Source organism: Methylocystis sp. Uni0008, assembly GCF_056838045.1.
This window is the reverse complement of record NZ_CM166370.1, coordinates 2,844,114-2,867,047: the sequence shown is the minus strand read 5'-3', so window position 1 is coordinate 2,867,047 and position 22,934 is coordinate 2,844,114. Positions and strand designations below refer to the sequence as shown.

Below are 22,934 nucleotides of genomic sequence, written 5' to 3'. Positions count from 1 at the left end.
GATTCACTTCAGGTCATGGACGCCGCCGCTCTTCTCGATGAAAACGCCGCGCTGAAGGCGGAACTCGCCGTCGCGCGGGCGAAGGCGTCGGAAGACATGGCGCTGATCGCTGCGCAAAAGCTCCAGATCGCCAAATTGCAGCGCCAGATCTACGGGCAGAAGTCGGAGCGCTCGGCGAGGCTGCTCGATCAGTTGTCTCTCGAACTCGAAGAGCTGGAAACGAGCGCGACGGAAGACGAACTCGCCGCGGAGCGCGCTGTCGCCAAAACGACCACCGTCGCGGGGTTCACGCGCAAGCGGCCGGAGCGCAACACATTCCCCGAGCATTTGCCGCGCGAGCGCGTCGTGATCGAGGCGCCGACCGCGTGCGCATGCTGTGGGGGCGCGCGTTTGCGCAAGCTCGGCGAGGATGTGACGCGGACGCTGGAGACGACCCCGCGTCAATGGAAAGTGATCGAGACTGTGCGGGAGAAGTTCTCGTGCCGGGACTGCGAGAAGATCACGCAGACGCCGGCGCCGTTCCATCCGGTGCCGCGGGCGTGGGCGGGGCCGAGCCTGCTGGCGATGATCGTGTTCGAGAAGTTCGGACAGCACCAGCCGCTGAACCGCCAGGCGGAGCGCTATGCGCTGGAGGGCGCGCCGATCGCGCTGTCGACAATGGCCGACGCGGTTGGCGCCGTCTGCGTGGCGCTCGATCCCCTCCGTCGCCTCATCGAGGCCCATGTAATGGCCGCCGAACGGTTGCACGGGGACGACACCACAGTGCCGGTGCTGGCGAAGGGCAAGACCGACACCGGGCGTTGCTGGGTTTATGTTCGCGATGACAGACCGTTCGGCGGCGCCGGGCCGCCGGCCGCGATCTTCTACTACTCGCGCGATCGGAAGGGCGAACATCCGCAAACCCATCTGGCGGGCTATGCCGGCATCCTGCAGGCCGACGCCTATGACGGCTACAACAAGCTTTATCTGGCGGACCGCAAACCGGGTCCGATCCAGGAGGCGGCCTGTTGGGTTCACGCACGCCGACCGTTCTTCGCCATGGCTGATCTCGAGGAGAATGCGCGTCGCAAGGCTTCCGGCAAGAAGGAGATACCGCTCTCGCCGATCGCGATCGAGGTTGTTCGTCGCATCGACGCGCTGTTTGCGATCGAGCGGGCGATCAACGGCAGGAGCCCTCAGGAGCGCGTTGCGGTTCGACATGCCTCGAGCCGCCCTCTTGTCGACGCACTCGAGACCTATATGCGCGAACAGCTTGCCCGGCTCTCGCGCGGGCATGATCTGGCCAAGGCGATCAACTACATGCTGAAGCGCTGGGCGGCCTTCACGCTGTTCCTCGACGATGGGCGCGTCTGCATGTCCAACAATGCCGCCGAGCGCGGATTGCGCGGCATCGCTTTGGGAAGAAAGTCGTGGTTGTTCTGTGGATCGGATCGCGGCGGACAGCGCGCCGCGGCCATGTACGGCCTCATCGTGACGGCGAAGATGAATGGCGTTGATCCGCAGGCATGGCTCGCCGATGTCCTCGCGCGCATCGCCGCCCATCCCGCGCACCGGCTTGATGAACTTCTTCCGTGGAACTGGCGCCCGCCGGCTCAGCGGGCATCAGCGCTGGCGGCCTGAGCCTGCACGTCAACAAGGTCGATCACGTCACGACCGTCCAGCGCGTCGCCGCACGTCTCGGTGAGAGCGTCGACTTCATCCACGACGTCGCTCTCGAAATGGATGCCGAGGACGGCGTCATCTGGGTCTACGGCATCGGAGACGACGGCGTTCTCGCATTCACCGACTTCGGCATCGAAACTCTCGTCGAACTCATCGAAATCCACAAGGACTTGAAATCGAGCGCGGACGCCTGACGCAGCGCGAGATCAGCCCCTGCGGCCCACGCCGGATGCATACTTCGAATCCTCTCGGGCACGCAAATGTCTTATTCTGGCATGTCGGCTACGGTTTCGGTGCAAACTACCTCATAACTACCGACAAGACCGACAGTCGGCGAGACGGAGCGCCAGACAAAACGTGGGTCTTGCCCGTCCCGATGATGAGCGGGCGACGACATATTCGCAGCGAGCGAGTTTAAGGACGAGCAGCTTGTTGAAAGAAGCGATGCCAACGCCATCCCTTCAAGGGCCTACTCGCGGGTCTTACCCGATTGATTGCTGGGTCCTTCCTCAGATCGAGTGCGCGAGAGGCGAATTTCCCTGTAGGGGCGGGTCTTGATCTCGTTGGCGTCGAGCCGTCGAGCCAATTCGGTCTTCGACCGAATTGGCTCTTCGAGTCGGATCACCCGAATTGTGATTGCATCGACTTCCACGTGCTCCAAGAGCGGGATATCGACGTTGACGTCACCCTCATCGGCCCGGTCGTAAAAATGGTCGGCTACCATCGGTCGACCATTTGCGACAAGCTGCAGCGGATCTGTTGTACTGACTAACGCAAGCCTGTGGCCATGGGCGCTTACGTCGAAGATCCACTCGCCGATGACCAGATCTCTACGATCGATCCGCTTGTCGATCAAAATCACACGATCAAGGTGAACGCCACTGCGATCGAAAACGAGGCGCGCGCGCAGGTGCGGAATCGGTTCATCCGCGGGGCGCGTTAAGACGGTAGGCGCTTCACGCGGTGGCTCGTTGTCCGGCTTTCCTCCCGGTGGCTTCTTGGTCTTCATTCTCCGGATCCCTCAGCTAATGGCAGCGCGCATCGCACGTTCGCAGACCGGACAGAAGGGCTGGGGATTATCGTCCATGCGGCAGCGCGTGGTTGGCCGAAACAGCCCAGTGTCAAACGTGCCGCAGCCTTCGAACGCCCCGGCATCGGTCGCTTCCCAGCCCGCGGGTAGATTGTTTTTATCGGTCGGCAGCGGGGTGGTTAGAGCGACGAGATCCGCCCACGGCAAATCGCCGCGAGCCGGCGAAACCGAGCAGTTGATCGAAGGGAATGGACCGCCCGGAAACGCATTGCCTGTGCGCATGTATTCATCGCTAAGGTTGCCGATCTGGTGCCCGTATTCATGCGCGAGTGTTGCCCAGCCACCACCACCGCGGGTCACCCATTGCGTGTTGCCGCGCCGACATCCGCCCCACTGCCCATCGTTGACGATAATGACAGCAAAATTCCAGTCGGGCGCGAACCGGTCGAGAATTCGATTGCGCAGCACGTTGAAGTTTGGGTCGATCTCGACCCAGCAGTGCGACCAGGATCCGGTGCTGATGCAACCCAATCGCGTATCTCGAAGGATTTCTGAATTGACTGTATCGTCGGCCGAATTATTCGGTGTTCCCTGCTCATTGTAGCTGCGTGTTGAAGCTGAGCCGTCGATCGAGAACACATCGACGCGATGGACGGTGAACAAGTCGCGAAGTTCGCGAAACAGATCGCGGCCAAAGACCCCGTTAACGATCTCGCGCTCTACATAGTCGCGATAGTCATTGATATTAGATTCATCGTATCCATCGCCGATCACCGCGATGACATGTTGGCTGCGCGCGCCCGCCAAGACGGTTGAGCGGGTGTCCTCGATGGGCACGCCATGGTCCACCCACTGCCAGTCGCGACCATTGAAAAACCGTTCGTAGAGGTGATTGTTGCTGCCTCCCACGAACAACTTGGCTCCCATCATTGCGCCGTCGGGACTCGTGTTGATCGATGCCCCGTCTGGCCTGCCATGGTCGACCCATATCCATCGCGCGCCATCCCAGCGTCGTTCGTGAAGCCCACCGTCCGATCCGGTGACAAAGAGGCGCTTGTCGTTCATCGCGCCAGGTGAGCTGACTAGGTTGACCCCCGACGGCTGGCCATGCGCGTTCCAGGCCCAGCGGCCAAGGTCCGCGCGCCAATGGCGTTCATAGAGTTCTCCAGACCCGGTGACCACGAAAAACTTCTCATTGAGCATCGCCGAGCCCGGCGCATGCGCTATCGCCCTCCCATCGGGGCGCTGATGGTCGAACCAAGCCCAGCGGTTCAGATCGGGCCGCCAGTGACGCTCCCACAGGTTGCCATTTTCGGCCACGATGAACAGCTTTTCATCGTTGATGGCGGCACCAGGAGCGGTGATCAATCGGCGATTCTCTGGCCGCCCATGTTCGAACCAGGCCCAGCGGCCAAGATCGGCGCGCCAATGACGTTCCCACAATGAACCGTCCTCATCGACGACGAATAGCTTCTCATTCATCATGGCCGCTGATGGGCCATAGCGAATGCGACGATTAGCGGGACGTCCGTGCTCTTCCCAAGCCCAGGCACCGCCTCGCCAGTGGCGCTCCCAAAGGCTGCCATCATCGACGATAACGAAGAGTTTTTCGTCGAGCATCGCAGCACCCGGGGTGCCTGTTACGGGCTTGCCCTGCGGGCGGCCGTGATCAACCCAAAGCCATTCCTCACCCGTCCACCAGCGCTCGAAAAGATTACGATAGGGATCGGCTGAACGAACGGCAAATACTTTGCGGTCAAGCATGGCTACGCCAGGCGTGGTTGTCATGTGCCTCTCCGCTCTCGCGTTTTACTAACCGCAGGGCGAGAATAACACAGGAGCTTCGATCGAGTAGGGTTATCGAAGGGGCGTCCACGATTGCGGTTGAATTTCAGGTGTAATAGTCTTCCCACTCGCTCTTCAATCGCGGGATCACGGCCGGCGATAGATTGCGCGTGTCCTTGCCGAGCAACGACGTCAGGACTGCCTGAAAGTCGCCGGTCGAAATTCCGCGCAGATAAAGAGAGGGCAAACGGACGTCGAGGCTTTTTTGCGCCTCATCTCAAAGTTTCCGCCTCCGGCGATGCGCAGCCAAATGACTTCAACCGCCGCCGCGGAACGACTCATCGTGGCCAAGTGATTGAAAAAGGACATGAGAATCACGCCCCTCACCTCTGCCGCAACCATTTTCAATCGGTCACTAAGCGCCTACAGCGCGCCGGCCGTTGGCCCCCTATGGCGGTGGCTCGCCCTTGCCATCCCAGTGCTCCCAGTTGTCCCTAACAAACTTGCGGTATTTGCGGAATTCGAACCCATCCCTACGCATGCTTTGCGCATCCGCGAAAAATATAAGCTCCGCCTTTTCCTTCTTAGGCATCCCTTCTCCCCGATGGTTCAGATAATCGAAATGCGGAGACGGAGACGATACAGGGCCACCAGGGTAATTTCGGAAGTACTTCGTTTGGTTCAGCTGCATCGCAGCCTGTGCTGCTCCGGGGAAGCTTGGGATGCCGGTAGGCGGGACGCCCCATTGAGCGGCAAGCGGGTGAGGCTGCCCCGATGGGAAAACGCGAAAAACAAGGGCAGCATGGTCCGTTTTGATCATGAGATCTCCCGGCTCTGGCCCGCGAGGGTTAGGCTCCATATTCTGATTGAACAAGCTCTTTGCGCCAATACGGTCTTTTACTGCCTTTATATACTGATCTTTGGTTTTCCAGCTTTTTAGCCCACTCGGGCTTTGCCCTTCGGCCTTGGAAATGTAGCGCTTGCCTTCATTGTCGTAAAACGTGAGCGGCAGCCCCTTACCCGAAGCGAATTCAATCAAGAGCAGCACGGATATGTCCGCACAGTCCTCCGTTCGGCCTTCAAAGGTTGCCGCCCTGTCCTGAACAAATTTTCTATATTCGACTTCGTATAATTTATCGGTCCAATCGCGAATATGTCTCCAGGCGGCCATCGGAACCTCCGAAAGTGATGGTATGGAGCGACCGGGAACGCTACTGAACAGTCTTAAGCCATTCAGCCGCAGCATCGTTGTAGAGCTTGTGGTAAAATTCACTAAATATAGCGGTCTGTTTGAAGCCGTCGCGGCGCGCTTTGTCTGCTACCTTGCGGTCGATGAAATTCGGTTTGAACACCGCAGGCGATACAGGAGTTTCAGTCAATCGCTTCTTCGCCCAGTCGCCCGGCGCCTGCACCGGATGGCAGAGCAAGCGGCGCAGGAAGTCGCCCCAATCGACGCAATCCTGATGCTTAGTGGAAGAGGCGACCCTGCTTGCTAAAAGCTTTATCACAATTCCTACAGCATGATGAGCGAAGCTGTCCCCCTCTTTGCGAAGAGGTAGCTTCTGCTTGCTGTCTTTCGCCATGAGCGTGTGGCTGCCGACGTTCTCCGCGCTGGCGGTGTTATCGGAGGCAAGGTAGTATTCGCCCCTGGGCTTGCTATCCATCGTGTCGATGACCCCGAGGCTGTTTGCAGCGGCTGCTTGTACATTGGCTGCCAACGTCAGCAGCACGTAACCGATGCAGTAATCCTTGAGCACACCGCGCAACCTTGACTTGGCCATCATGTCATAATCGATCTGGGTCGCCATCTTGACCGACGCGACAAACGGTGAACCGAGCCCGCTTGTCTCGGCGAAGTCTCTGGCCTTCCTTACGGGTTTCCCGTCCTTCAACTCCTGGAAGTGTTGCAAGTTTTTTTCATTGATCTTGGCTTTGTCGATGACGCCATTCGTCACCAGCTCCTTGCGCCGGTCCGGGTCCAGCAGATAATAGAACAGCGTCAAGTCCACTCTCTCAAGGACATCCTTAAGGGTGTCCTCTCCCAACCAAGAGACGAGGCTGTCGAACGCGTCGCCCAAGGTGTACAGGACATTATCGCCCCCGAACATGCCGGTGAATATGTTCCGAGCGAAGTCGGACCCCTCGGTGTCAAGCACGGAGGTGCCTTCCTTCGTTGTGGTCAGACGGGGTGCGCGGGTGCGGCGGAACATTCTGCGCTTATATTTTTCTTTGAGGTCGCCCACTCCCTTTACAAAGTAGAAGGCCGGCAGCTCAATCTCGTCTCTACCCGCCGCCCACAGGAAGGCCAGTTCAACGAAGTTGGAATGGTAGTAAAAATCTTCCACGGCGTGGCTCGCCTTGCCAAGTCGAACAAGCGATTCCTGTAACGCCTTGTTCCACGAGATCGGATCGATCTTGTTGGCGCGGTTTGGCCGCTGGGACAGTAATGATCGCAGCTCTATCTCGGCGTCCAAGAATTGAGCGGAGATATAGTCAATAAAATCGTCTAGATAGGCGAGCATTCGCCGCCGGGGGCCGCCCGCGCCCTGGGTGCGGTCGCTAGCCCTTGACCAATCACCAAGCAGCCGCGGATTGCCTGTGGGCGGGAAATCGAGATGCTCGTGCGGGAAATATTGAGTGAAGTGAACTTCGAACAGACGCAAAAAGTCGGCTTCTGGGATAGCGAAATGGACCGGAACTGGAGAGAGGAGTTCCACTACAGGCAGCCGGATACAAAACGTGGCCATGCCGAGCGCGCGGAGCATGTTGCGGAACCATTCCCCGAACGCGCCAGCGACAAGGGACGGATCCTTGTCGTAGGAGAAATGCGGACCGAAGGTTTCGTTTAATACGTCACGTGCCACAAGTAACAAATTACTTTCAGTGCGGTATATCTCGATCTTCTTGAGCTGAAACGAATACGGATCACGAAATTGCGACACGTCGCGCAGCCAGTTGCCCAACTCGAAGCATTGCGCCTGCGACCCTGAGAGGCCCATCTCCGGGCCCATGAGCACGGGGCGTACTACTGTTTCGAAGAGCCGTTTATGAGTTGACAGGTCGCCCATGCGCAGGACTCCGGTGACTCGTCCTCAGTCCAGGTCCAGACATCCTGCGGCGACTCGCTAAATTCGCCCGCAGCCCCAGACAGGCAGCAAGTTCTCGTCGAGCAGTTTGTGATTGGGAGCCGATCACATCACCTTTGCTACTCGACTTAGCGAGAGGTTGAGCTCGGTCCGAATTCACCACCGGCTGCGCGCACGCGTTCACGCGGGCGGTCCCTCCTTCCAGGTCCAAGGCCCGTCGGGCGCGTCAGACGCGAACGGGTCAGGTTTCTTAACGGTAGGAGCGACGCGGTGCCATTGGGGCAGAGAATCTTCTGCGCTCAATTTGATAAGGCCGGTGGGCAATTTGTACTCCCATGGCTGCTCGCCTTTCTTGGGCTCGCCTATTTCGCCACCGCCGGTCAGCGCTTTGATTTCTTCCGCAATGTCGAGATAAAGCGGATTTTGAGTGTTGTCGCCAATCGGCGGAAGCTCGCCTCCCAACCATGGCAAACCGGTATTTAGGTAAAACAGCATCGCCGTCTCAAAGCCGCGGCGAACCGGAATGACGACGCGGGCGTATCCAGCCTGAAGAAACTTCAAGAAGAGCGGATCATCGTTTTTCAGATTTAAACGCTGAATCCAGGTTTGCCGTCGGCCCCAGAAATAGGGGTAGAGAACATAGGCAATGTTCTCCCATTCAAAGGCTTGTTCGAACCAGCGGACACTCGCGCCGAGCTGTTGGCTCGTTTCACCCGGCGGATTCAGATCTGACGGCAGGGTCGGCTCGGGCAGCGCCGGTTCACCAAAACCCGGGGGGGCACCCAAGATCATGCCGGGCCAATCTTGCATCGCGATTTTCGGGGGCATGCCTCGCACCGTTTCATTGGCATTATCGAGTATCGCGATGCAGGAACGCTTGAGCTCCATTCGCTCCGTTTGACGGTTGGTGTCCTGGTCGGCGGCGCCCAGCGGGCCGACAATTTCCTTCTTCTGCATCGCGAAATTTGCCCGCAAGCTTTCATAGTCATCTTGCAGTTTCTGCCACGCGGCTGCGATTTTCCCGTAAGTGTCAAGCTGCCACTTGGCGAAAAGCTCGGGCGTGCGTTTGCACAGTACCTCGACGTTCATAGTCGCGATTTCCGCATGGATCACTTGTACGCCAATGCCGATCGCTCGTTCCTCGAAAGTGATGACAGAACCATTGACGCTCTTGAGTGGTACGTCCCGTAGAACGCCATCGTAGTTCCGCTCTCTAGCACGGGGTTGGTAGTCGGCACCACTCTGCCCCCAGGACAATTGTATCGGCCCGACAATCGCAGTGAATCTGCTGTCGCCTTCATGGCCGCTGCTTGTGCGCCAGGCCAATGCCAGACTGAACGTGAAAGCCGCAAAGCCGTCCTCCAGATTGAGGTTATCGCCAAAATTGACGTTCTCGGCCGTCGCGGCGCTCGAAAAACCCTTCGCGACAGTTATTGTCTCCGGCGGCGGCGGCTCCACGCCTGACACATGGAATTTTGCGATCCAATCGCCGTAGTAGAACTTTCCCTTTTCTTTTTCTTCGTCGGTTGGCGGCCTATCCAGCAACTGGTCTGGCATCAACGGCTTACCGAGTTGGAGGTGACCGTCCTCGTCCAAGATGGGCTTGTGGCTATTCTCATCGGTAAGGATGGTTCCGAGCGGATATGGCGGAGCCGGAGGTTTTTGATCCGGCGTCGCGAGAGCAAGCAGCGATGCCCCTGGCTCCGGCACCATCACATCGAAAAGAAGGTGCGGACCCAAGCTGAATACTTGCGCCAGATAGATTTTTTGCACCCACTGGTACAGCCCGCTCACGTTCGCGCCGGCCTCGGTTTTGAACGATTGACTCTCTACTTCCTCGAACGTTTCTATGATCTTCGTGATTTGCCTTTGGGTCACCTTCTCCGTGACCTTGTTCACCGCTTTCTGAGTGACGTCCTTGGCGATGTTAGACGCATGCTTTTTCGTTTCGTCGGTTGACCTCGCATAGGAGACGGAAAGATCCGCCTGCAAATCGAACGAGCCGCCATCATATTGAGCATGAACGCCCGCATCGACCTTCGTGTCTTCCTTTATTTGATTTTGCGTCTCGTTCTTGATGTCGATGTGGTCGGTAGAAGTGAGCTCGGTGTCTTTTTGAGTCGCTTTCTCCGTCTCGAAAAATGTTTCTCTTTCGTTTGAGAGCGTGTGCTTTTGTGTATGGAGTCGCGTTTCACCTCGAAGAATGTTCTCGATTCTTGCGATCTCGGCCAACTCATAGCGACGGATATGCTGCCTGACGACAAAGAAGTCTCGAAGCCCCACCCCGTGAACGGGTTTCCGGAATGGAGAAAACAAGGCCGGCGGAAGCAGCAGGGTCTTGTTTAGGGCAAGCTCGAACGCCGCCAGCACTGCGGCCTTGGATGGCGCGGGCGTGTTTGCCTCCGATGGCGGCGCAAGCGCTTCGGGCCCGGCCTCGATCAAATCTATTGCTTTGATGCGGTCGCCCACCTCGGCCAGCGTTGGCTTGTCGCTCAGCAGCTCTGCGACGTGCCATAAATTTCGAGTTCGTATAGTCGCATCAAGATTCGAAGTGCCCCCACGCCGTATAATCATGAAGGCGATAAAGAGATCCGCCAAAGCATTTCGATAAGCGGCCAAGGTGGGCTGGCTTCTCATTTCTGCAAAAGCTTCGGTAAAATCCATGACATCTATGATCGAGGTCGACGACCAATCTTCAATCCTTTGCCGCAAATTTTCCAAGAAACTCTGCAGGCGCGTCCAAAGCTCATTGGTCAAGACGCTTTCGGCATGGTTGAGCACAAAGGTGATCGCGCCATTCTCGCCATTCTCAAGCTCCCGCCATATGACGGCGGGGCTTGCATCCGCTTGCACAAGGGACTGAACCTTATCGCGCAGGCCTTGCTGGAAATCCGGGAAGCCGAAGGTTCTCACCGTAACATCAGCGGGTCTGCCGAGTGGAACGGCGTTCGCTTGCGACCGGGTGGCCGGCCTAAGAATTGAGAATCGAAAAAGCTCTTCCATGTGCGGATATCTTTAGGCAAACAACCGAAAATTCAATTCTACACGGCGTTCCGAGCCTTCACGATTTGTTCAGATCCAACCCATCGATTCTGGCTCGACACATCCCGCGCCACTACCAAGCTGTTAACGTAGCGCTGAGCGAATCGTTCCCCGGTTTGTTACATCTCTTGAAAGACTGGTCTGCCCCCTGAAAAGTGATCCTCCGTGAAGTATGGCTTTTGGGCCTTTGAGGAGGATTTGAGATGGGCAGGAAACGGCACAAGCCGGAGGAGATTGTCGGCGTCATGGATGAAAACTTCGCGCCCGAACCACGGATGAAGCCGATAAAGAACCTCCCCGCAGGTGGTCCTGTGGGCGTTCTCAAGCCCCGTTCTATAACGAGATCAGGCCGCATTCCTCATTGGGATACAAGCCTCCAGCCCCAGCAGTTCTGTTCCCCACGCGCCCGGCTGCGCTACCCCGACCAGCTGCGCCGGGCGCGTTGCCGCTGGTCCAAACGCCGCTGTTAAACTAACATTGCTCCTGGATCACCGAATGGGGGCCGGCCAGAGGGATTACGACACTGCGGCCGATCGCCTACACACTCGCGCGAGACGATTTGTTGATGATGAGAATCAAGCCGGCGTCCGAGTTTTTCGAGGTCTTGTTCAAAGGCGATTTGCGCTAATGAAGGACGGCGGTCCAATAGGCAGTTTCTCTTCATTGTGACCAGCGGACGCAATCGGCGCTGGGGACTGCTTTGCGCCAGTGCGCGCGTTAGCAAACCCTCGATCACTCGCAATAAACTTCTCCAGCATCGGCGCAATGATTTTTAGCGGCTCGACGATCCTTCCCGTTTCCTTTGCGAGAATCTCCGCATGAGCAACCAGATTTCGATGTAGCGCAGCCGGCAGCGTGACGGTGAGTTTTGCCGGCTTGTCGTCATCGATGGAGGCGGGTTTCAACTTGGTCATGGATCGACTCGCTTTGCGGCGATTGTTGCGCGTTCGTTGTATGGCGCGAGGACCAGGTCGCGCGTGACGATCCCCCGCTCTGGAAAACCCGGTCGGATGGTGAGCGTCGGCTGCATATTGAGGTTGCGGCCGACGATTTGTTGACCGTGGCGTTCTTGCGATCTAGAAATTTTTTCTACGCACCAATACCCAAATGCCCGATTCGTTCTGCCGTTCGGGTCACAATCACGGAGTCGAATTGCTCACGCAAACGCCCTCCGGCGCATTGTGCAACATGATTTAGCACGTCATTGACACGCATCACGGCGTAGCTTCCGCAGGCGCGGATCGTCCGTTCGATCTCGATGCTACGGGCCGCCTCGCGCCGGCTCTTCCCCTCAATGAAAACAAAGCCTCGAACCGGTGCGTAAATCTCCACCGCAAACATCGCCGGCCGCCCTCCCGAATCAATGATCGGGAGGGGTCAGCCTCGAAAGTGGCAGTTTTACCCCGCCACGCCGCCGCACAACGCCGCCGCCCAGTCGGGCGGCACCATTCCGTTACGGCAGGCGGCATTATCCCGTTATACCCGGGCGGCTTCGTCGGCCGCGTCGGCCCCTCACGGAAGCGGCGCAGGCGACGGCGTACACGACTCAGTTGGCGTGGGGAAGGAAAGATCCTGCACATTCGCATCGCCGCTGGTGTAGAAATTGGAATCGCGGTAGCGCAAGTCGCAAAGGGTGACAGAGCGCAACGCGCCGTTTCCTTCCCGTATTCGCGCGCCTGCGAAGAGCACGTCTTGAGAAGACGTGAGTCCTTGGGCGAGGAGCGGCACGGGGAAGCTCTCCTCCTTAAGGCGCTGCCATGCGGGCTCTCCCTTAGCGTTGAGCCGCCCGGCAGAATAGGCCACCGCCGTAGCCCCTCGCGGACTATTGCTTACCGACAGGCCGATCATATTTCCGATAGTATCGCTGCGGTGCACATCCGCCTTGAGCCTCAACGTAGGCTGCGCCACGCCGTTGTGGCCGGTTAGCACGCTTACGGTGATCTGCTCCTGATCGTGGGCGTCACTGCCTTCGGTATGCTTGCCGCGGCACACGGCGATATAGTCGCCCTGGCTCGCTGCGGCGCGGATGCACCCTGCCCCACTGTCTGTTGCGGCGCGCGGGAAAACCAAATCCGGGCGCGCCTCCCACTGGTCTCCGCGTCGGGTAGTGGACACCGTAGCTTCCCAAAAGCGAAACTCGTTCGTCGGTACCAGATGATAGAGGAAGCTAGCCACGGTGTTCTTGACATAGATGCGGTTCCCAGGCTCGATTAGCGCATCCCGCTGGAGCGCGGGCCACAGAGGGTTGAAGAACCGGCGCGACGGATCGGTCGGCAGTCCTGCACGTCCGTTGTCGTTCACGAAAAACCACGGGTAGTCGGTTTGAATGAAATTGAATCGCCGAGCAATGAATTTCTGTTGGTCCGCATATGTATATGCGGAGGCGCTGCGCATGACTCCACCATCGTTCAGGAACGGCACCACTTCAGGGAAGAGGGGGTTCCCATCATTGTCTACATTCGGCACGTCCCAGAATATGGATTGTTCCCACGCATTCTGTAGCCAATCGTCAGGGATAGGATCGTAGCTGCAGCCGTTGTACTCGTTGTAGCATCCGACTCGCCCTGTGCTTTCAAAAATGGAGCGCATGGGGAAGGCCATCCGGGCGCGAATACCTCCGGCTTCATTGGCATAGCGCGCCCAGTCGTGATAGCCGTTGCTCCAAGAACCGTGGACGGTGACGATGAATTTTCCCCGTAGCTTATCTGTCGTGGGCCAGCCAACGTCGCGCAGGCAATCCCTGAGCTGCTGCCGACCCGGACAACGTGCCATAAAGTCCGCTGGCGTATACAACGAGGCGCCAAGGATGCGCCGGAACGTATCGTCGAACTTCTGTACCGTATGGTCCGGGCTGGCAAAATTGTGGTAAGTTGGACCGTCTAATGGGGACCCCCGGTATGTGGCCGTATTCTTCAGCTCAATAGCGACGCGGATCGCCTCGTGCTGGGGCACGGCATAATGAAAGTTCCGCAGCATCTCCAAACAATCTGACAAAGGGTTACAGTGCGAGAAGTCCGGCTCGGTGGAGTGGAACACGGTCCATACGCCAGGGTTGCCGTTGTCGGTATGCACATCCAGTTCGATGCCGCCCACATGCTCATGTAGGAGTTGGTCCGATATGAGCTCCTGAGTTCCGCTGCTCCCCAAGTCCAATAGATGGTTACGATTGATCCAGTAAGAGTTGTGCGTGTCCTTTGTCTGGACCTGGTTGTAGCGCGGGTAAAACGCCTTCACGTTGAGCAGCTGGCTTGCCGTTGCGGTGATTGTTGAAACGCAGACGGGTGGGCGCGGCGGCTCATTAGGTACGCAACGGTCATTGCCACCGAAAAGCAGCTCGATAGTCTGAGTGCCTTCGGACAGCGGATTAGTACTGCGGAACCGGCCCGTGGAGTGTGCGCCTGGGGATAACAGAATATCACGGGTGCCAATGTGTGCCAGCGCGTTTCCCCCAACCTCGCCGCGGATCCTTCCCCCCACTTCCTGACGCGTGCCGTTATACAACGTGTAGTTAACGACAATGGGCTGGGTATCGAATGCTGCCGAGGGCTCGACTGCGTCGATGACCAGCACTAGGCGGCCGCAAGCCGCGAGCAACAACGAACACAATGTAAAGCCGAGGAAGCGATACGCGGACGGATTCCGGGACAGATTTCGTGCGCGGAGCAATGCTGGAGTCATGGTAATAACCCCTCAAAGACATGGGGCCAGCGCACGTCTGCCCAACAGAGCCTAACCTAGAGCGGTTCCATGACATGGCAAGCCATGACGGTTTCGAAGCCTTCACAAGGAACCCTGTAAGCGGTACGGGGCCCCACTGCGCGAAACATGCTTTCGGGAGCGACACGCGTTTGGGCGGTTTGCAGCAGGGTGAGCCGATGCACTTTCGCTATGTCGCTACATAAATTACAACGTGTTGGAGAGCCGTTTTCCTTCCAGATTGGAGAATGCCGGAAAACATCGCCGTTCCTCGCAAATCGCTACGCAACTGATTTAATTTAATTTTCTGGCGCCAGGGGCGGAATCGAACCACCGACACTGCGATTTTCAGTCATCTTGTAACTCGATTTAAATCAATGCGTTGAGCAACTTTGATTTTGGAAAACCGCCTTATATGGATCAATGGGATGGGGCAACTTTGGAAAACCAGCATGCCCTTGTTTAAGTCGGAATCGATGCCGGCATCACCCTCAGCCCCGCCGCTTTGCGCCAAAGGACGTTCCCGGCAACTCATGTCCGGCGTCAGGGTCTTTGAGACAGATTGGGCGGATTACCTCTTACGGTAATTTTCTAGTTACGGCGCTGAGCACGACAGGCGTGCTCGACGGCGCTGGCAACTACACCTTTAAAAACGCAAAAACCGCGAGGCCACCATGCGCCTCTGCGCTGGGAGTACTGGGACCGTATCAACCCCGAACGCTTTATTGGGCGCTGCGCCCAGTGTTAGTCGCCGATCCCGGTGAGCGGCATTGTCGCTTGTTCGCCAACGCGCTCCTCCGAGGCCGTCTCCTATAAGCCGTTGGCCTTCACCAAGGTGAATAGGTCCATGGCCATGGCGATCCATAGTCACCCTGGGATCCATCGTAATAAGGAACGCCAACTGAGCGCTTGACCCCGCGCGGACTTGTCTGACCCCTATCAACCTTATACGCGCCGCGCGGACTTGTCTCATCCTCAGCGACTTTATACTCGCCGCCCGGGGTAACGCCGGTCACCACTACCCGCGTATTCTCCAGGCCATTCTCCTTCACCAGCGCATAAAGAATGGCGGCATCCTTAGGCGAGATACGCACGCAGCCATGCGAGACGGGTTTGCCAAGATTCTTTACTTCGAAGCTGCCGTGGATGGCATGACCGTCCTTTATAAAGAAAATGGAATGGGGCATGGGGGCGTTGTCCCACTGTTTGCTATACCAAATTTCGTTCATCGAGGTGGCAGTATAGGTTCCCGATGGAGTTGAATATCCTGCTCGGCCAGTTGATACCGGCCATTCATATCTTTCTACCCCATCCACATAAACTGTCATTTGTTGTCTTGTTTTGTCGATGTTGACGAGGACGGCGACCCTGTTGGCTCCGGTCGCACCCGCGTCCATCGCTCTCAGGAAGCCGGAACCCGCATGAGCCGTCACCGGAAAGAGGACCAATGCCACGTCAATGGCGGTGAACAAAAGCCCAATTCTCAGCAATTGTTTTAAGGATATGAACATATGCCCCTCCAAGGCTGCGGAAACGAGCATATGCCCCGCCGCTTCGTAGCACGTTAGCCGGAACATCAGATGAACGCCGAACCAGCACAGATGGTTCCTCTTCCGGCTAGAACGGAGGCTGCATGCTGGGAGTGGACGGTTTTTGGCGGCAACTAACGAAAAAAGCCGCGCCCAAAACCCGCGCGCCCTCGCATTTTCAAAGGGTTGCCACGTGCAAAAGACAGCCGCGAAAGTCGAGCGCCATTCAGCCGAGGCGGTAGCCTTACAGACGATGCCCGCTTTGGGTCAAACTGAGACATTAGCCGTCGGCCCGCCGCGACTCTGGCATTGGCGCGTCGATGAGATCGACCGAGGGGAAGTTCAGCTCTCTAGCGACGCCATCCTATCAGCAAACCGCGCCATGTCGCCGGCGCTGACGCTCTTGCCGGTGATCGCCGTATAGAGCGCCGCCACGCCTTCCGCCGTCGGGCGGACCATGAGGCGTTCGGGTCTGTCGGGCTCAGCGTTAAGGCGCTGGCGCATCGCTTTCGCCTTGCTCCATGAGAATGCGAGGCAGCGGCCCCACGACCAGCCATACCGCGCCATCTGCCGGCGCTGGCGATGTGCGTCGCACAGAATTGCGGACTTGTTGAAACGCCCGTCGGGGGTGATCAGGCTGTCGGGTCTCATGGCTCGTAATAGCTAGTGTCCTGTCCCAGAAATTACTAGCCACGTTTTCGCGATTGTGATTCCTTCGGCCCAGGCGGGATTCGGGAGGGCGGCATGGCGAGGGACGGAGCGACCAAAGCGAGCAAGATTGAGCTCAGCGAGAACGAACGGGAATACCTCAAAAGGCTCGTCCGGCGACGCAAGGTGGCGCGTGGGCATGCGCAACGCGCGGAGATCGTGTTGCGGGCCGCTGACGGGCTCAACAACTGCGAGATCGCGGCTGCGGTCGGTGTAACGCGGCAGACCGTGCGCACATGGCGCGAGCGTTTCGCCAAGCACCGTCTCGATGGTCTCGACGATGAGCCGCGCTGTGGCGCGCCACGCAAGATCGGCGACGACCGCGTTGAGGAGATCGTGACCAGGACACTCGAAACGCAGCCCAAGAACGCGACGCACTGGAGCACGCGCGGCATGGCGAAAGCATCGGGCGTGTCGACTTCGTCGGTTCATCGCATTTGGCGTGCATTCTCCCTACAGCCGCATCGCACCGAGACTTTCAAGCTCTCGACCGACCCGCAGTTCGTCGAGAAAGTGCGCGACATCGTTGGCCTCTATCTCGATCCGCCCGACAAGGCGCTGGTGATATGCGTGGATGAAAAGAGCCAAATACAAGCGCTTGATCGAACGCAGCCGCTGCTGCCGATGCGCCCTGGACAAGTCGAGCGGCGCACGCACGACTACGACCGCCACGGCACTACGACGCTCTTTGCCGGCTTCATCGCTGCTGTCACGGCTGAGACGACCGTGAAGGCTGGCAGTGTGATCGGCACATGCATGCCGCGCCATCGCGCGCAGGAGTTCCGCAAGTTTCTCGACGAAGTGGAGAGCAACGTTCCCGCCGGCCTCGACATTCACGTCGTGATGGACAACGCTTCGAGCCATAAGACGCAAGTGATCCGCAACTGGTTCGCCAAGCGGCCCCACTGGCACATGCATTTCACGCCGACATCGTCGTCGTGGATCAATCAGGTCGAACGCTTCTTCGCGCTGCTGGCCGAAAAGCAGATCAAGCGAGGCGCGCACAAGTCCGTCAAAGACCTCATCGCCGCCATCAAGGCTTTCCTCGCCCAACAGAACGCTGATCCGAAGCCGCTGCGCTGGACCAAGTCAGCCGACGACATTCTGGCCTCCATCGAACGCTTCTGCCGTCGCACCCTCGACCTCCAAGCCAAAGCTGGATAGAAACTTCTGAATCAGGACACTAGCTAGACGCTTATCGTCCGCATCCTTGGCCCGTCGCGCGCGAGCGTCGCACGCCGCGCTGTTCGAAAATCGCTCCAACGCTCGCACGCCCTGCAAACGGCGGGAATCGACGACATACTCGGCTTCGTTAAATTCGTCGTCGTGCTCGCACAGCGCACATATTATTGCGTCCGCCGGCGCAACCGTTTCCAGCAACACGCCGCCATCCTTGAACCAAGTCGCGTGCTCGATTGCGAAGTCTGTCGCCACCTCAAGGGAAGACGTCCACGACGCGCCATAGACGCGTCGTTTGTGATTCTTGAACGTGTCGCCGCGGTACAGGCGCATCTGCCCGCCCCGGTAAGCAGGCAAAAGTTTGGGAAGCTCGCTCAGCAAATATGGGTGTGTAAGTCGCACGGCGTCGCCATGCTCCTTCCAGAACGCGAGAAACTTGTTCTTAAAAGCGTCGCTCGGCTCAAGCTCGGTGTGCGCGGTGAAACTGAGCATCTCAAGAACTATGTCAGTCGCTTCCCAATGGTCGTAATTCTCGGCGGCGCTCGTGAATTCCGCTTCGATCCGCGCAGCTTCCGCCGACGCCCGGCGCCGGCGCATGTATTCGCGCTGGTAGTCTGTCTTCTCTTTTCCAGTCAGCATGTTTGCTTTGCCCTTTATTTGTTAGACCCGACCTCAATATGGAGACTCCCCGGGGTCTAACAAGAGATAGGCGCGCAAAGACTAAACTCCGGTTAGCCAACGTCGGGCGCACAACTATCGTTGACAAATGTCAGGATCGGAAGAGCTTGCGCCTTTCGCCCGGCTTCATACATTCGATCGACAGCGCTCCGCTTCGCTACGCATCGCAGCGCGTCGCTCTGAGGCCGGATGTCCGCTCGATGAGCCGGAAATCGAACTGAAACGCCTCGCCGCCGCCTGGGAACGACCGTTGCGGCATGCGCGGGATAGGCTCGTCCTAATACGGCCGGCTCTCGCTGGCGGGGCCGAGACGACGGCGCACCCTCTGTGGCATTCGCTCGTCGCCAAGCGTCCCGGTTTGCTGGAAGAGATTTCCGTCCGCGCCGAAACCGTCCTGCATCACACTGCACCGGCCTTTGCCGGACGAACGCTCGTGCGGCGGCCGATCAACTTCGTCGCGCCGCCAACAGCGATTGCGGAATGGGCCGCTCCCGCCGGTAGGATCCATCCGCGCGAATTCGAATCTGCGTCGTCGTTGGAAGCGCTGCTCTCCTGCCCTCTGCAATGGACGCTCAGATACGCGAGCAAGCTCCGCCCCGGCGTGGGGCAGTCGCTTCCGAACTTGGACAATCTGGTGGGGACGCTCGCGCACAGGATCGCGCAGGAGATCTTCCGGCCGGGCGCGCCACCCGAGCCTGATGATGTCGAGACCATCGCCGCGCAACGGCTCGATGAATTGCTGCCGCGGATCGCCGCGACCTTGCTGCTGCCCGGAGCGGCCGGCGAACTCGCTGCGGCCAAGCGTTCGATCCCGCAAGCCTTGGCTGAACTCGCCCGGTTCCTTCGCTCAGAGGAGCTGACCGTCGTTGGCGGCGAATATGAGTTTTCCGCGCCCGACACGCTCGCGCCGGGAACTGGCGCCGGCGGCCGGATCGATCTCTTGGCCAAGAGCCCGAATGGACGCCTCGTCGTCATCGATCTCAAATGGCAGCGGAGCGAAAGCCGGCGTCGCGCGGAGTTGAAGAACGGCGTCGCGTTGCAAATCTCCGTCTACGCCCGCCACGTCGCCGACTATAAGGCCGACGTCGCGACCGGTTTTTTCATGCTGCGGCAAAGGCGTTTCCTGACCACCGTGCCGCTGTCCGGTGGCATGGCGACCTTGATTGAAGGCCCGACGCCCAAGGAGACTTGGGACAGGATTTCCGCGTCCTTCGGATCCGCGTTCGACGACATCGTTAACGGCAAGGTCCGGGCGGCTCTCGAACAAAACGGCGAGAGGCAGGAGGAGTTCTCGGACCCCTACCTCCTCGTCCCGCCCAAGTGCGGCTATTGCGACTACGCCGATATCTGCGGGGTGAATTCATGATTTCGATAGATGGTTCCCACAAGGTCGGCATTGTCACCGCGTCCGCCGGCACGGGAAAGACGCATGATCTGACGTCGCGCATCGAGGCGGAGATCCGCGCCGGGCGTGCGCCGGAACGGGTTCTGGCAAGCACCTTTACCGTGAAGGCCGCCGAGGAATTGCGCGAGCGGGCCCGCGAGCGGCTTATCTCCAAGGGAGACGCCGAAAACGCGGGACGACTGCTTGGCGCGAGGATCGGCACGATCAACAGCGTCTGCGGCGGCTTAGTGAAAGAATTCGCCTTCGGGCTCGGGCTGTCTCCGATCGTGGATATCGTCGACGAGAACGCGACCAGGACGACGTTCCGCAAGGCTTCCGACGCCGTAATTGGCAGCTACGCCGATGAAGTCGGGCCCCTGTCGACATTTTTCGGCTACGGGGACTCACCCCGGGATAAGAGGGATTGGCGCGACGACGTCAGTAAAATCGTCGAACTCGCGCGCGCCAACAACATAGACGTTGACGCGCTTGAGGCCTGCGCTCAACGGTCCATCGCCGGCTTCGAAAAGCTGGTTACGACGCCGCTGCCCGGGGAGACGGCGGAGAACATCGATGCCGGACTACGGGAAGCCCTGAGGACGCTGCTCGCACGTTATCCGACGAACGAAGGAGTACTCGTCACGGGAGCGCGCGCCTTGGACGAAATCCGTGACATCGCGGGACGAAGCCGGGTCGAGGACATGACATGGCAGCGCTGGGCGAAGCTCTCCAAGGTGAAGGGAACCAAGGCTGAGGAGCCGCATTTCGCGCCGTTGCGGGAGGCGGCGTCGGTCTTCGCCCGTCATCCCCGCCTGCACGATCAGGTCAGGCGATACATCGCCGCGGTTTTCGCCTGCGCGGCCGGGGCCATGCGAGCCTACGAAAAACATAAGAGGAATTGGGGCCTCGTCGACTTCGTCGATCAGGACCGTCTCGCGCTGCAACTCCTAAACAATCCCGATCTCGAACTCCAGTTGAGAGAACGTATCGAATCAGTCTTCGTCGACGAATTCCAGGACACCAGCCCTCTGCAGCTCGCGGTCTTCGTCGCCATGTCGCGCCTAGCCAGATCGAGCGTCTGGGTCGGCGATCCCAAGCAGGCGATCTATGGCTTCCGCGGGACGGACCCTGATCTCATTACCTATGTCGCACCCAAGATCCAAAGGGCGACTGGCGGTCAAGAATCGACGCTGGACAGGAACTGGCGCAGCCGTCCTGGGCTCGTCGCCTTCTTCAACGACGCCTTCGCGCCTAGCTTCGCGGGAATGGGAATGTCCTTGGATAAGACGCGGATTAATTCGGTCGAGCGCACCGACCTTCCAGGACAAGGTATTCCCTTGGGTGTCTGGCGCATCGATCACGACGTTGCGGCGTCGGTCGCATCGGGCATCAGGGATGTACTCGCTAACGGGGCGGCGTGGACCGTTGCGCGCGACGGAACGACCTCACCACTCCGCGCCGGTGACGTCGCCGTCATGTGCCGCAGCAACGACCATTGCCTCGCCGTCGCGAACGCGCTCGCGTCGGTGGGAACGAAGGTGGCCATCGAGCGTAGCGGACTCTTCGGGACGCTCGAGGCGCGACTGGCTATTGCAGCGCTCCGCTGGTGCGCCGACAGGCGAGACACCGTGGCGCTCGCCGAACTTGCGCATTGCCTTCACGAAGGGCCCGGCCAGCCGGCGTGGTTCGAGGCGAGCCTGCAAGATAACCGGGCGGACGCCATCGCTGCGCTCGTCCCCCTGTCCGCTGATCTGGCCGCGATCGCCGAGAACGGAATCCACAAGACGCCGATCGAATATTTTGACGCCATCCTGACGCTCGGTGGCGTGTCCACGGCCATCATGAGATGGGGGCAGGTCGAGGATCGACTGCTCAACCTCGAAGAGTTACGCACGCTCGTTGCGACGTATGAGGAAGAACGAAATCGCAGCCGTGCCCCGACGACGGTGACTGATCTCTGCGCTTGGCTTGGCGAGCAGGAAGCCGCGCAACCAAAGAGCCGCGCAGCGGACGCTGTCACGGTCATGACATACCACGGCTCCAAAGGCCTTGAATGGCCGCTCGTTATCCTGACCGATCTCGATGACAAACCGAAGGGCAGCGCCTTCGGTCTCCATGTGGCGAGCGATCTTTCGGGAGAGGCGATCGATTGGAACGATCCGCTTGCGGGAAGATGGCTGCGCTTTTGGCCATGGCCTTTCGGCGCCCAGAAGAAGGACGTCGTTCTCGATGCAGCCGCAGCCAACTCCGACGAGGGCAAGGAGGCGGCGCGCGCGGAGCAGGCGGAGAGAGCGCGGCTCCTATACGTCGGCGCGACGCGCGCCCGCGACTATCTGGTTCTAATCCTGCCGAAATCCAAATCGGGTTGGGCGTGGCTCGATGAGTTAACGTCCGATGCCGGTGGCCCGGCATTCGTGGCGCCCGAGATCGGGGACACGGTCGTTCACATAAACGGCAAGCCGCATGCAGTCCGTGTCGCTTCGCCAGTCCCCCAGGAGGAGGCCGCTCCCCTTGCGCAGTCGACCGCCTTCGCGGGATCCAACGTAGAACGAAGAACATTCCCACCACTCGCGTTGAGACCGAGCAGCGTGACCGCGGTCGAAGCTGCTAGGATCATAGAGGAGATTGACCTAGGCGCGCGCCTGCCATTCGCGGGATCGCCGGACATGAATCACGTCGGCGAGGCGCTACACCGTTTCCTCGCCGCGGACGACCCGGCATGGGATGAGGAGCGCCGCAGCGCCCTCGCTAAACGCCTGCTTAACGCGTGGAGCGTCACGGCGCTCGATCCGCGTGACGTCGTGACCATGGGCTCCCGTTTCCGCGCTTTCTTAGACAATCGATGGCCTGGCGCTATCCTACGTCGAGAAACGCCTGTTAACTTCCGGATAGGTGACCGCTCCCTCTCTGGACGCATTGACGTATTAGCCGAGACGGCCGACACGATCATTATCGTCGATCACAAGAGTTTCCCCGGCGCGGGAACCCAGTGGCTCGATCATGCGAGAAAGCACGCGGGCCAATTGCGCCTCTATGGCGAAGCGATCTCGGCCGCGATGCCGGCGCACAAATCGCTCCTGCTTGCCCTGCATCTACCGATTTCGGGGATGGTGCTAGTGGTCGGATGACCGCACGCTATGAACCGCAGTTTTGCG

General features: G+C 59.1%; 16 protein-coding genes and 3 pseudogenes. 6 read left to right on the top strand and 13 right to left on the bottom strand.

From position 1 onward, the window contains the following. Nucleotides 1–15 precede the first annotated feature (15 nt). Together tnpC and AC0X69_RS14340 are read left to right on the top strand one after the other, a co-directional pair. The gene (gene tnpC / locus AC0X69_RS14345; RefSeq protein WP_482608462.1) at nucleotides 16–1,620 is read left to right on the top strand and encodes an IS66 family transposase; all 1,605 of its coding nucleotides are present in this window, start codon (nucleotides 16–18) and stop codon (nucleotides 1,618–1,620) included. Then, nucleotides 1,572–1,856 carry a hypothetical protein gene (locus AC0X69_RS14340; RefSeq protein WP_482608461.1) on the top strand — a complete coding sequence of 95 codons (285 nt, stop codon included), beginning with the start codon at nucleotides 1,572–1,574 and terminating at the stop codon, nucleotides 1,854–1,856. The genes tnpC and AC0X69_RS14340 overlap by 49 nt, the downstream gene beginning before the upstream one ends. A 275-nt stretch (nucleotides 1,857–2,131) precedes the next feature. On the opposite strand, the gene AC0X69_RS14335 is transcribed toward AC0X69_RS14340, so the two are convergent. The 6 genes and pseudogenes from AC0X69_RS14335 to AC0X69_RS14310 all read right to left on the bottom strand — a co-directional run bounded on the left by AC0X69_RS14335 (nucleotide 2,132) and on the right by AC0X69_RS14310 (nucleotide 10,566). Then, nucleotides 2,132–2,671 (bottom strand): hypothetical protein, encoded by a 540-nt coding sequence (locus tag AC0X69_RS14335; RefSeq protein ID WP_482608460.1) that lies wholly within the window; start codon nucleotides 2,669–2,671, stop codon nucleotides 2,132–2,134. A gap of 12 nt (nucleotides 2,672–2,683) precedes the next feature. Next, nucleotides 2,684–3,619: a M64 family metallopeptidase gene (locus AC0X69_RS14330; RefSeq protein ID WP_482613408.1), complete on the bottom strand. Its 936-nt coding sequence runs from the start codon at nucleotides 3,617–3,619 to the stop codon at nucleotides 2,684–2,686. Nucleotides 3,620–4,589: 970 nt separating this feature from the next. Next, nucleotides 4,590–4,742: pseudogene (locus AC0X69_RS14325) on the bottom strand (IS256 family transposase); the annotation flags it as partial. Between the two features lie 183 nt (nucleotides 4,743–4,925). Beyond that, a complete protein-coding gene (locus AC0X69_RS14320) occupies nucleotides 4,926–5,648 on the bottom strand; it encodes a hypothetical protein (protein WP_482608459.1) in 723 nt (240 codons plus the stop codon). 40 nt (nucleotides 5,649–5,688) lie between these two features. Further along, nucleotides 5,689–7,545 (bottom strand): hypothetical protein, encoded by a 1,857-nt coding sequence (locus tag AC0X69_RS14315; protein WP_482608458.1) that lies wholly within the window; start codon nucleotides 7,543–7,545, stop codon nucleotides 5,689–5,691. A 198-nt stretch (nucleotides 7,546–7,743) separates the two neighbouring features. Next, nucleotides 7,744–10,566, bottom strand: a complete 2,823-nt coding sequence (locus AC0X69_RS14310; protein ID WP_482608457.1) for a hypothetical protein — start codon at nucleotides 10,564–10,566, stop codon at nucleotides 7,744–7,746. Nucleotides 10,567–10,936: 370 nt separating this feature from the next. Between AC0X69_RS14310 and AC0X69_RS14305 the strand changes: the two are divergent. Then, nucleotides 10,937–11,080: pseudogene (locus AC0X69_RS14305) on the top strand (IS3 family transposase); the annotation flags it as partial. A 133-nt stretch (nucleotides 11,081–11,213) separates the two neighbouring features. On the opposite strand, the gene AC0X69_RS14300 reads toward AC0X69_RS14305, so the two are convergent. From AC0X69_RS14300 to AC0X69_RS14275, 6 genes and pseudogenes are all read right to left on the bottom strand, one after another. After that, on the bottom strand, nucleotides 11,214–11,519 hold the full coding sequence (locus tag AC0X69_RS14300; RefSeq protein WP_482608456.1) for a DUF2274 domain-containing protein: 306 nt from the start codon (nucleotides 11,517–11,519) through the stop codon (nucleotides 11,214–11,216). Beyond that, nucleotides 11,516–11,671: pseudogene (locus tag AC0X69_RS14295) on the bottom strand (TrbI/VirB10 family protein); the annotation flags it as partial. The pseudogene AC0X69_RS14295 and the gene AC0X69_RS14300, both read right to left, overlap by 4 nt. A gap of 23 nt (nucleotides 11,672–11,694) precedes the next feature. Further along, complete coding sequence (locus AC0X69_RS14290) at nucleotides 11,695–11,946, bottom strand: hypothetical protein (protein WP_482608455.1); 252 nt, start codon at nucleotides 11,944–11,946, stop codon at nucleotides 11,695–11,697. A gap of 171 nt (nucleotides 11,947–12,117) precedes the next feature. Next, nucleotides 12,118–14,283, bottom strand: coding sequence for a Ca2+-dependent phosphoinositide-specific phospholipase C (locus tag AC0X69_RS14285; protein WP_482608454.1), 2,166 nt, complete (start codon nucleotides 14,281–14,283; stop codon nucleotides 12,118–12,120). A gap of 845 nt (nucleotides 14,284–15,128) precedes the next feature. After that, nucleotides 15,129–15,812: a L,D-transpeptidase gene (locus AC0X69_RS14280; protein ID WP_482608453.1), complete on the bottom strand. Its 684-nt coding sequence runs from the start codon at nucleotides 15,810–15,812 to the stop codon at nucleotides 15,129–15,131. A 360-nt stretch (nucleotides 15,813–16,172) separates the two neighbouring features. Continuing rightward, nucleotides 16,173–16,481, bottom strand: coding sequence for a hypothetical protein (locus AC0X69_RS14275; protein ID WP_482608452.1), 309 nt, complete (start codon nucleotides 16,479–16,481; stop codon nucleotides 16,173–16,175). Between the two features lie 93 nt (nucleotides 16,482–16,574). Between AC0X69_RS14275 and AC0X69_RS14270 the strand changes: the two genes are divergently transcribed. Then, nucleotides 16,575–17,702: an IS630 family transposase gene (locus AC0X69_RS14270; protein WP_482607591.1), complete on the top strand. Its 1,128-nt coding sequence runs from the start codon at nucleotides 16,575–16,577 to the stop codon at nucleotides 17,700–17,702. On the opposite strand, the gene AC0X69_RS14265 is transcribed toward AC0X69_RS14270, so the two are convergent. Continuing rightward, entirely contained in the window at nucleotides 17,628–18,209 is a 582-nt protein-coding gene (locus AC0X69_RS14265) for a hypothetical protein (RefSeq protein WP_482608451.1), read from the bottom strand. The two genes, AC0X69_RS14270 and AC0X69_RS14265, sit on opposite strands and share 75 nt — an antisense overlap. Nucleotides 18,210–18,483: 274 nt before the next feature. Between AC0X69_RS14265 and AC0X69_RS14260 the strand changes: the two genes are divergently transcribed. Continuing rightward, the gene (locus AC0X69_RS14260; protein WP_482608450.1) at nucleotides 18,484–19,761 is read left to right on the top strand and encodes a PD-(D/E)XK nuclease family protein; all 1,278 of its coding nucleotides are present in this window, start codon (nucleotides 18,484–18,486) and stop codon (nucleotides 19,759–19,761) included. Further along, nucleotides 19,758–22,907, top strand: coding sequence for a UvrD-helicase domain-containing protein (locus AC0X69_RS14255; protein WP_482608449.1), 3,150 nt, complete (start codon nucleotides 19,758–19,760; stop codon nucleotides 22,905–22,907). The genes AC0X69_RS14260 and AC0X69_RS14255 overlap by 4 nt, the downstream gene beginning before the upstream one ends. Nucleotides 22,908–22,934 lie beyond the last annotated feature (27 nt).

Excerpts from the sequence above, each read along its gene's own strand:
- tnpC (WP_482608462.1), top strand. The coding sequence starts at position 16 with ATGGACGCCGCCGCTCTTCTCGATGAAAACGCCGCGCTGAAGGCGGAA.
- AC0X69_RS14335 (WP_482608460.1), bottom strand. The coding sequence starts at position 2,671 with ATGAAGACCAAGAAGCCACCGGGAGGAAAGCCGGACAACGAGCCACCG.
- AC0X69_RS14330 (WP_482613408.1), bottom strand. The coding sequence starts at position 3,619 with ATGGGAGCCAAGTTGTTCGTGGGAGGCAGCAACAATCACCTCTACGAA.
- AC0X69_RS14320 (WP_482608459.1), bottom strand. The coding sequence starts at position 5,648 with ATGGCCGCCTGGAGACATATTCGCGATTGGACCGATAAATTATACGAA.
- AC0X69_RS14315 (WP_482608458.1), bottom strand. The coding sequence starts at position 7,545 with ATGGGCGACCTGTCAACTCATAAACGGCTCTTCGAAACAGTAGTACGC.
- AC0X69_RS14310 (WP_482608457.1), bottom strand. The coding sequence starts at position 10,566 with ATGGAAGAGCTTTTTCGATTCTCAATTCTTAGGCCGGCCACCCGGTCG.
- AC0X69_RS14300 (WP_482608456.1), bottom strand. The coding sequence starts at position 11,519 with ATGACCAAGTTGAAACCCGCCTCCATCGATGACGACAAGCCGGCAAAA.
- AC0X69_RS14290 (WP_482608455.1), bottom strand. The coding sequence starts at position 11,946 with ATGTTTGCGGTGGAGATTTACGCACCGGTTCGAGGCTTTGTTTTCATT.
- AC0X69_RS14285 (WP_482608454.1), bottom strand. The coding sequence starts at position 14,283 with ATGACTCCAGCATTGCTCCGCGCACGAAATCTGTCCCGGAATCCGTCC.
- AC0X69_RS14280 (WP_482608453.1), bottom strand. The coding sequence starts at position 15,812 with ATGTTCATATCCTTAAAACAATTGCTGAGAATTGGGCTTTTGTTCACC.
- AC0X69_RS14275 (WP_482608452.1), bottom strand. The coding sequence starts at position 16,481 with ATGAGACCCGACAGCCTGATCACCCCCGACGGGCGTTTCAACAAGTCC.
- AC0X69_RS14270 (WP_482607591.1), top strand. The coding sequence starts at position 16,575 with ATGGCGAGGGACGGAGCGACCAAAGCGAGCAAGATTGAGCTCAGCGAG.
- AC0X69_RS14265 (WP_482608451.1), bottom strand. The coding sequence starts at position 18,209 with ATGCTCAGTTTCACCGCGCACACCGAGCTTGAGCCGAGCGACGCTTTT.
- AC0X69_RS14260 (WP_482608450.1), top strand. The coding sequence starts at position 18,484 with ATGTCAGGATCGGAAGAGCTTGCGCCTTTCGCCCGGCTTCATACATTC.
- AC0X69_RS14255 (WP_482608449.1), top strand. The coding sequence starts at position 19,758 with ATGATTTCGATAGATGGTTCCCACAAGGTCGGCATTGTCACCGCGTCC.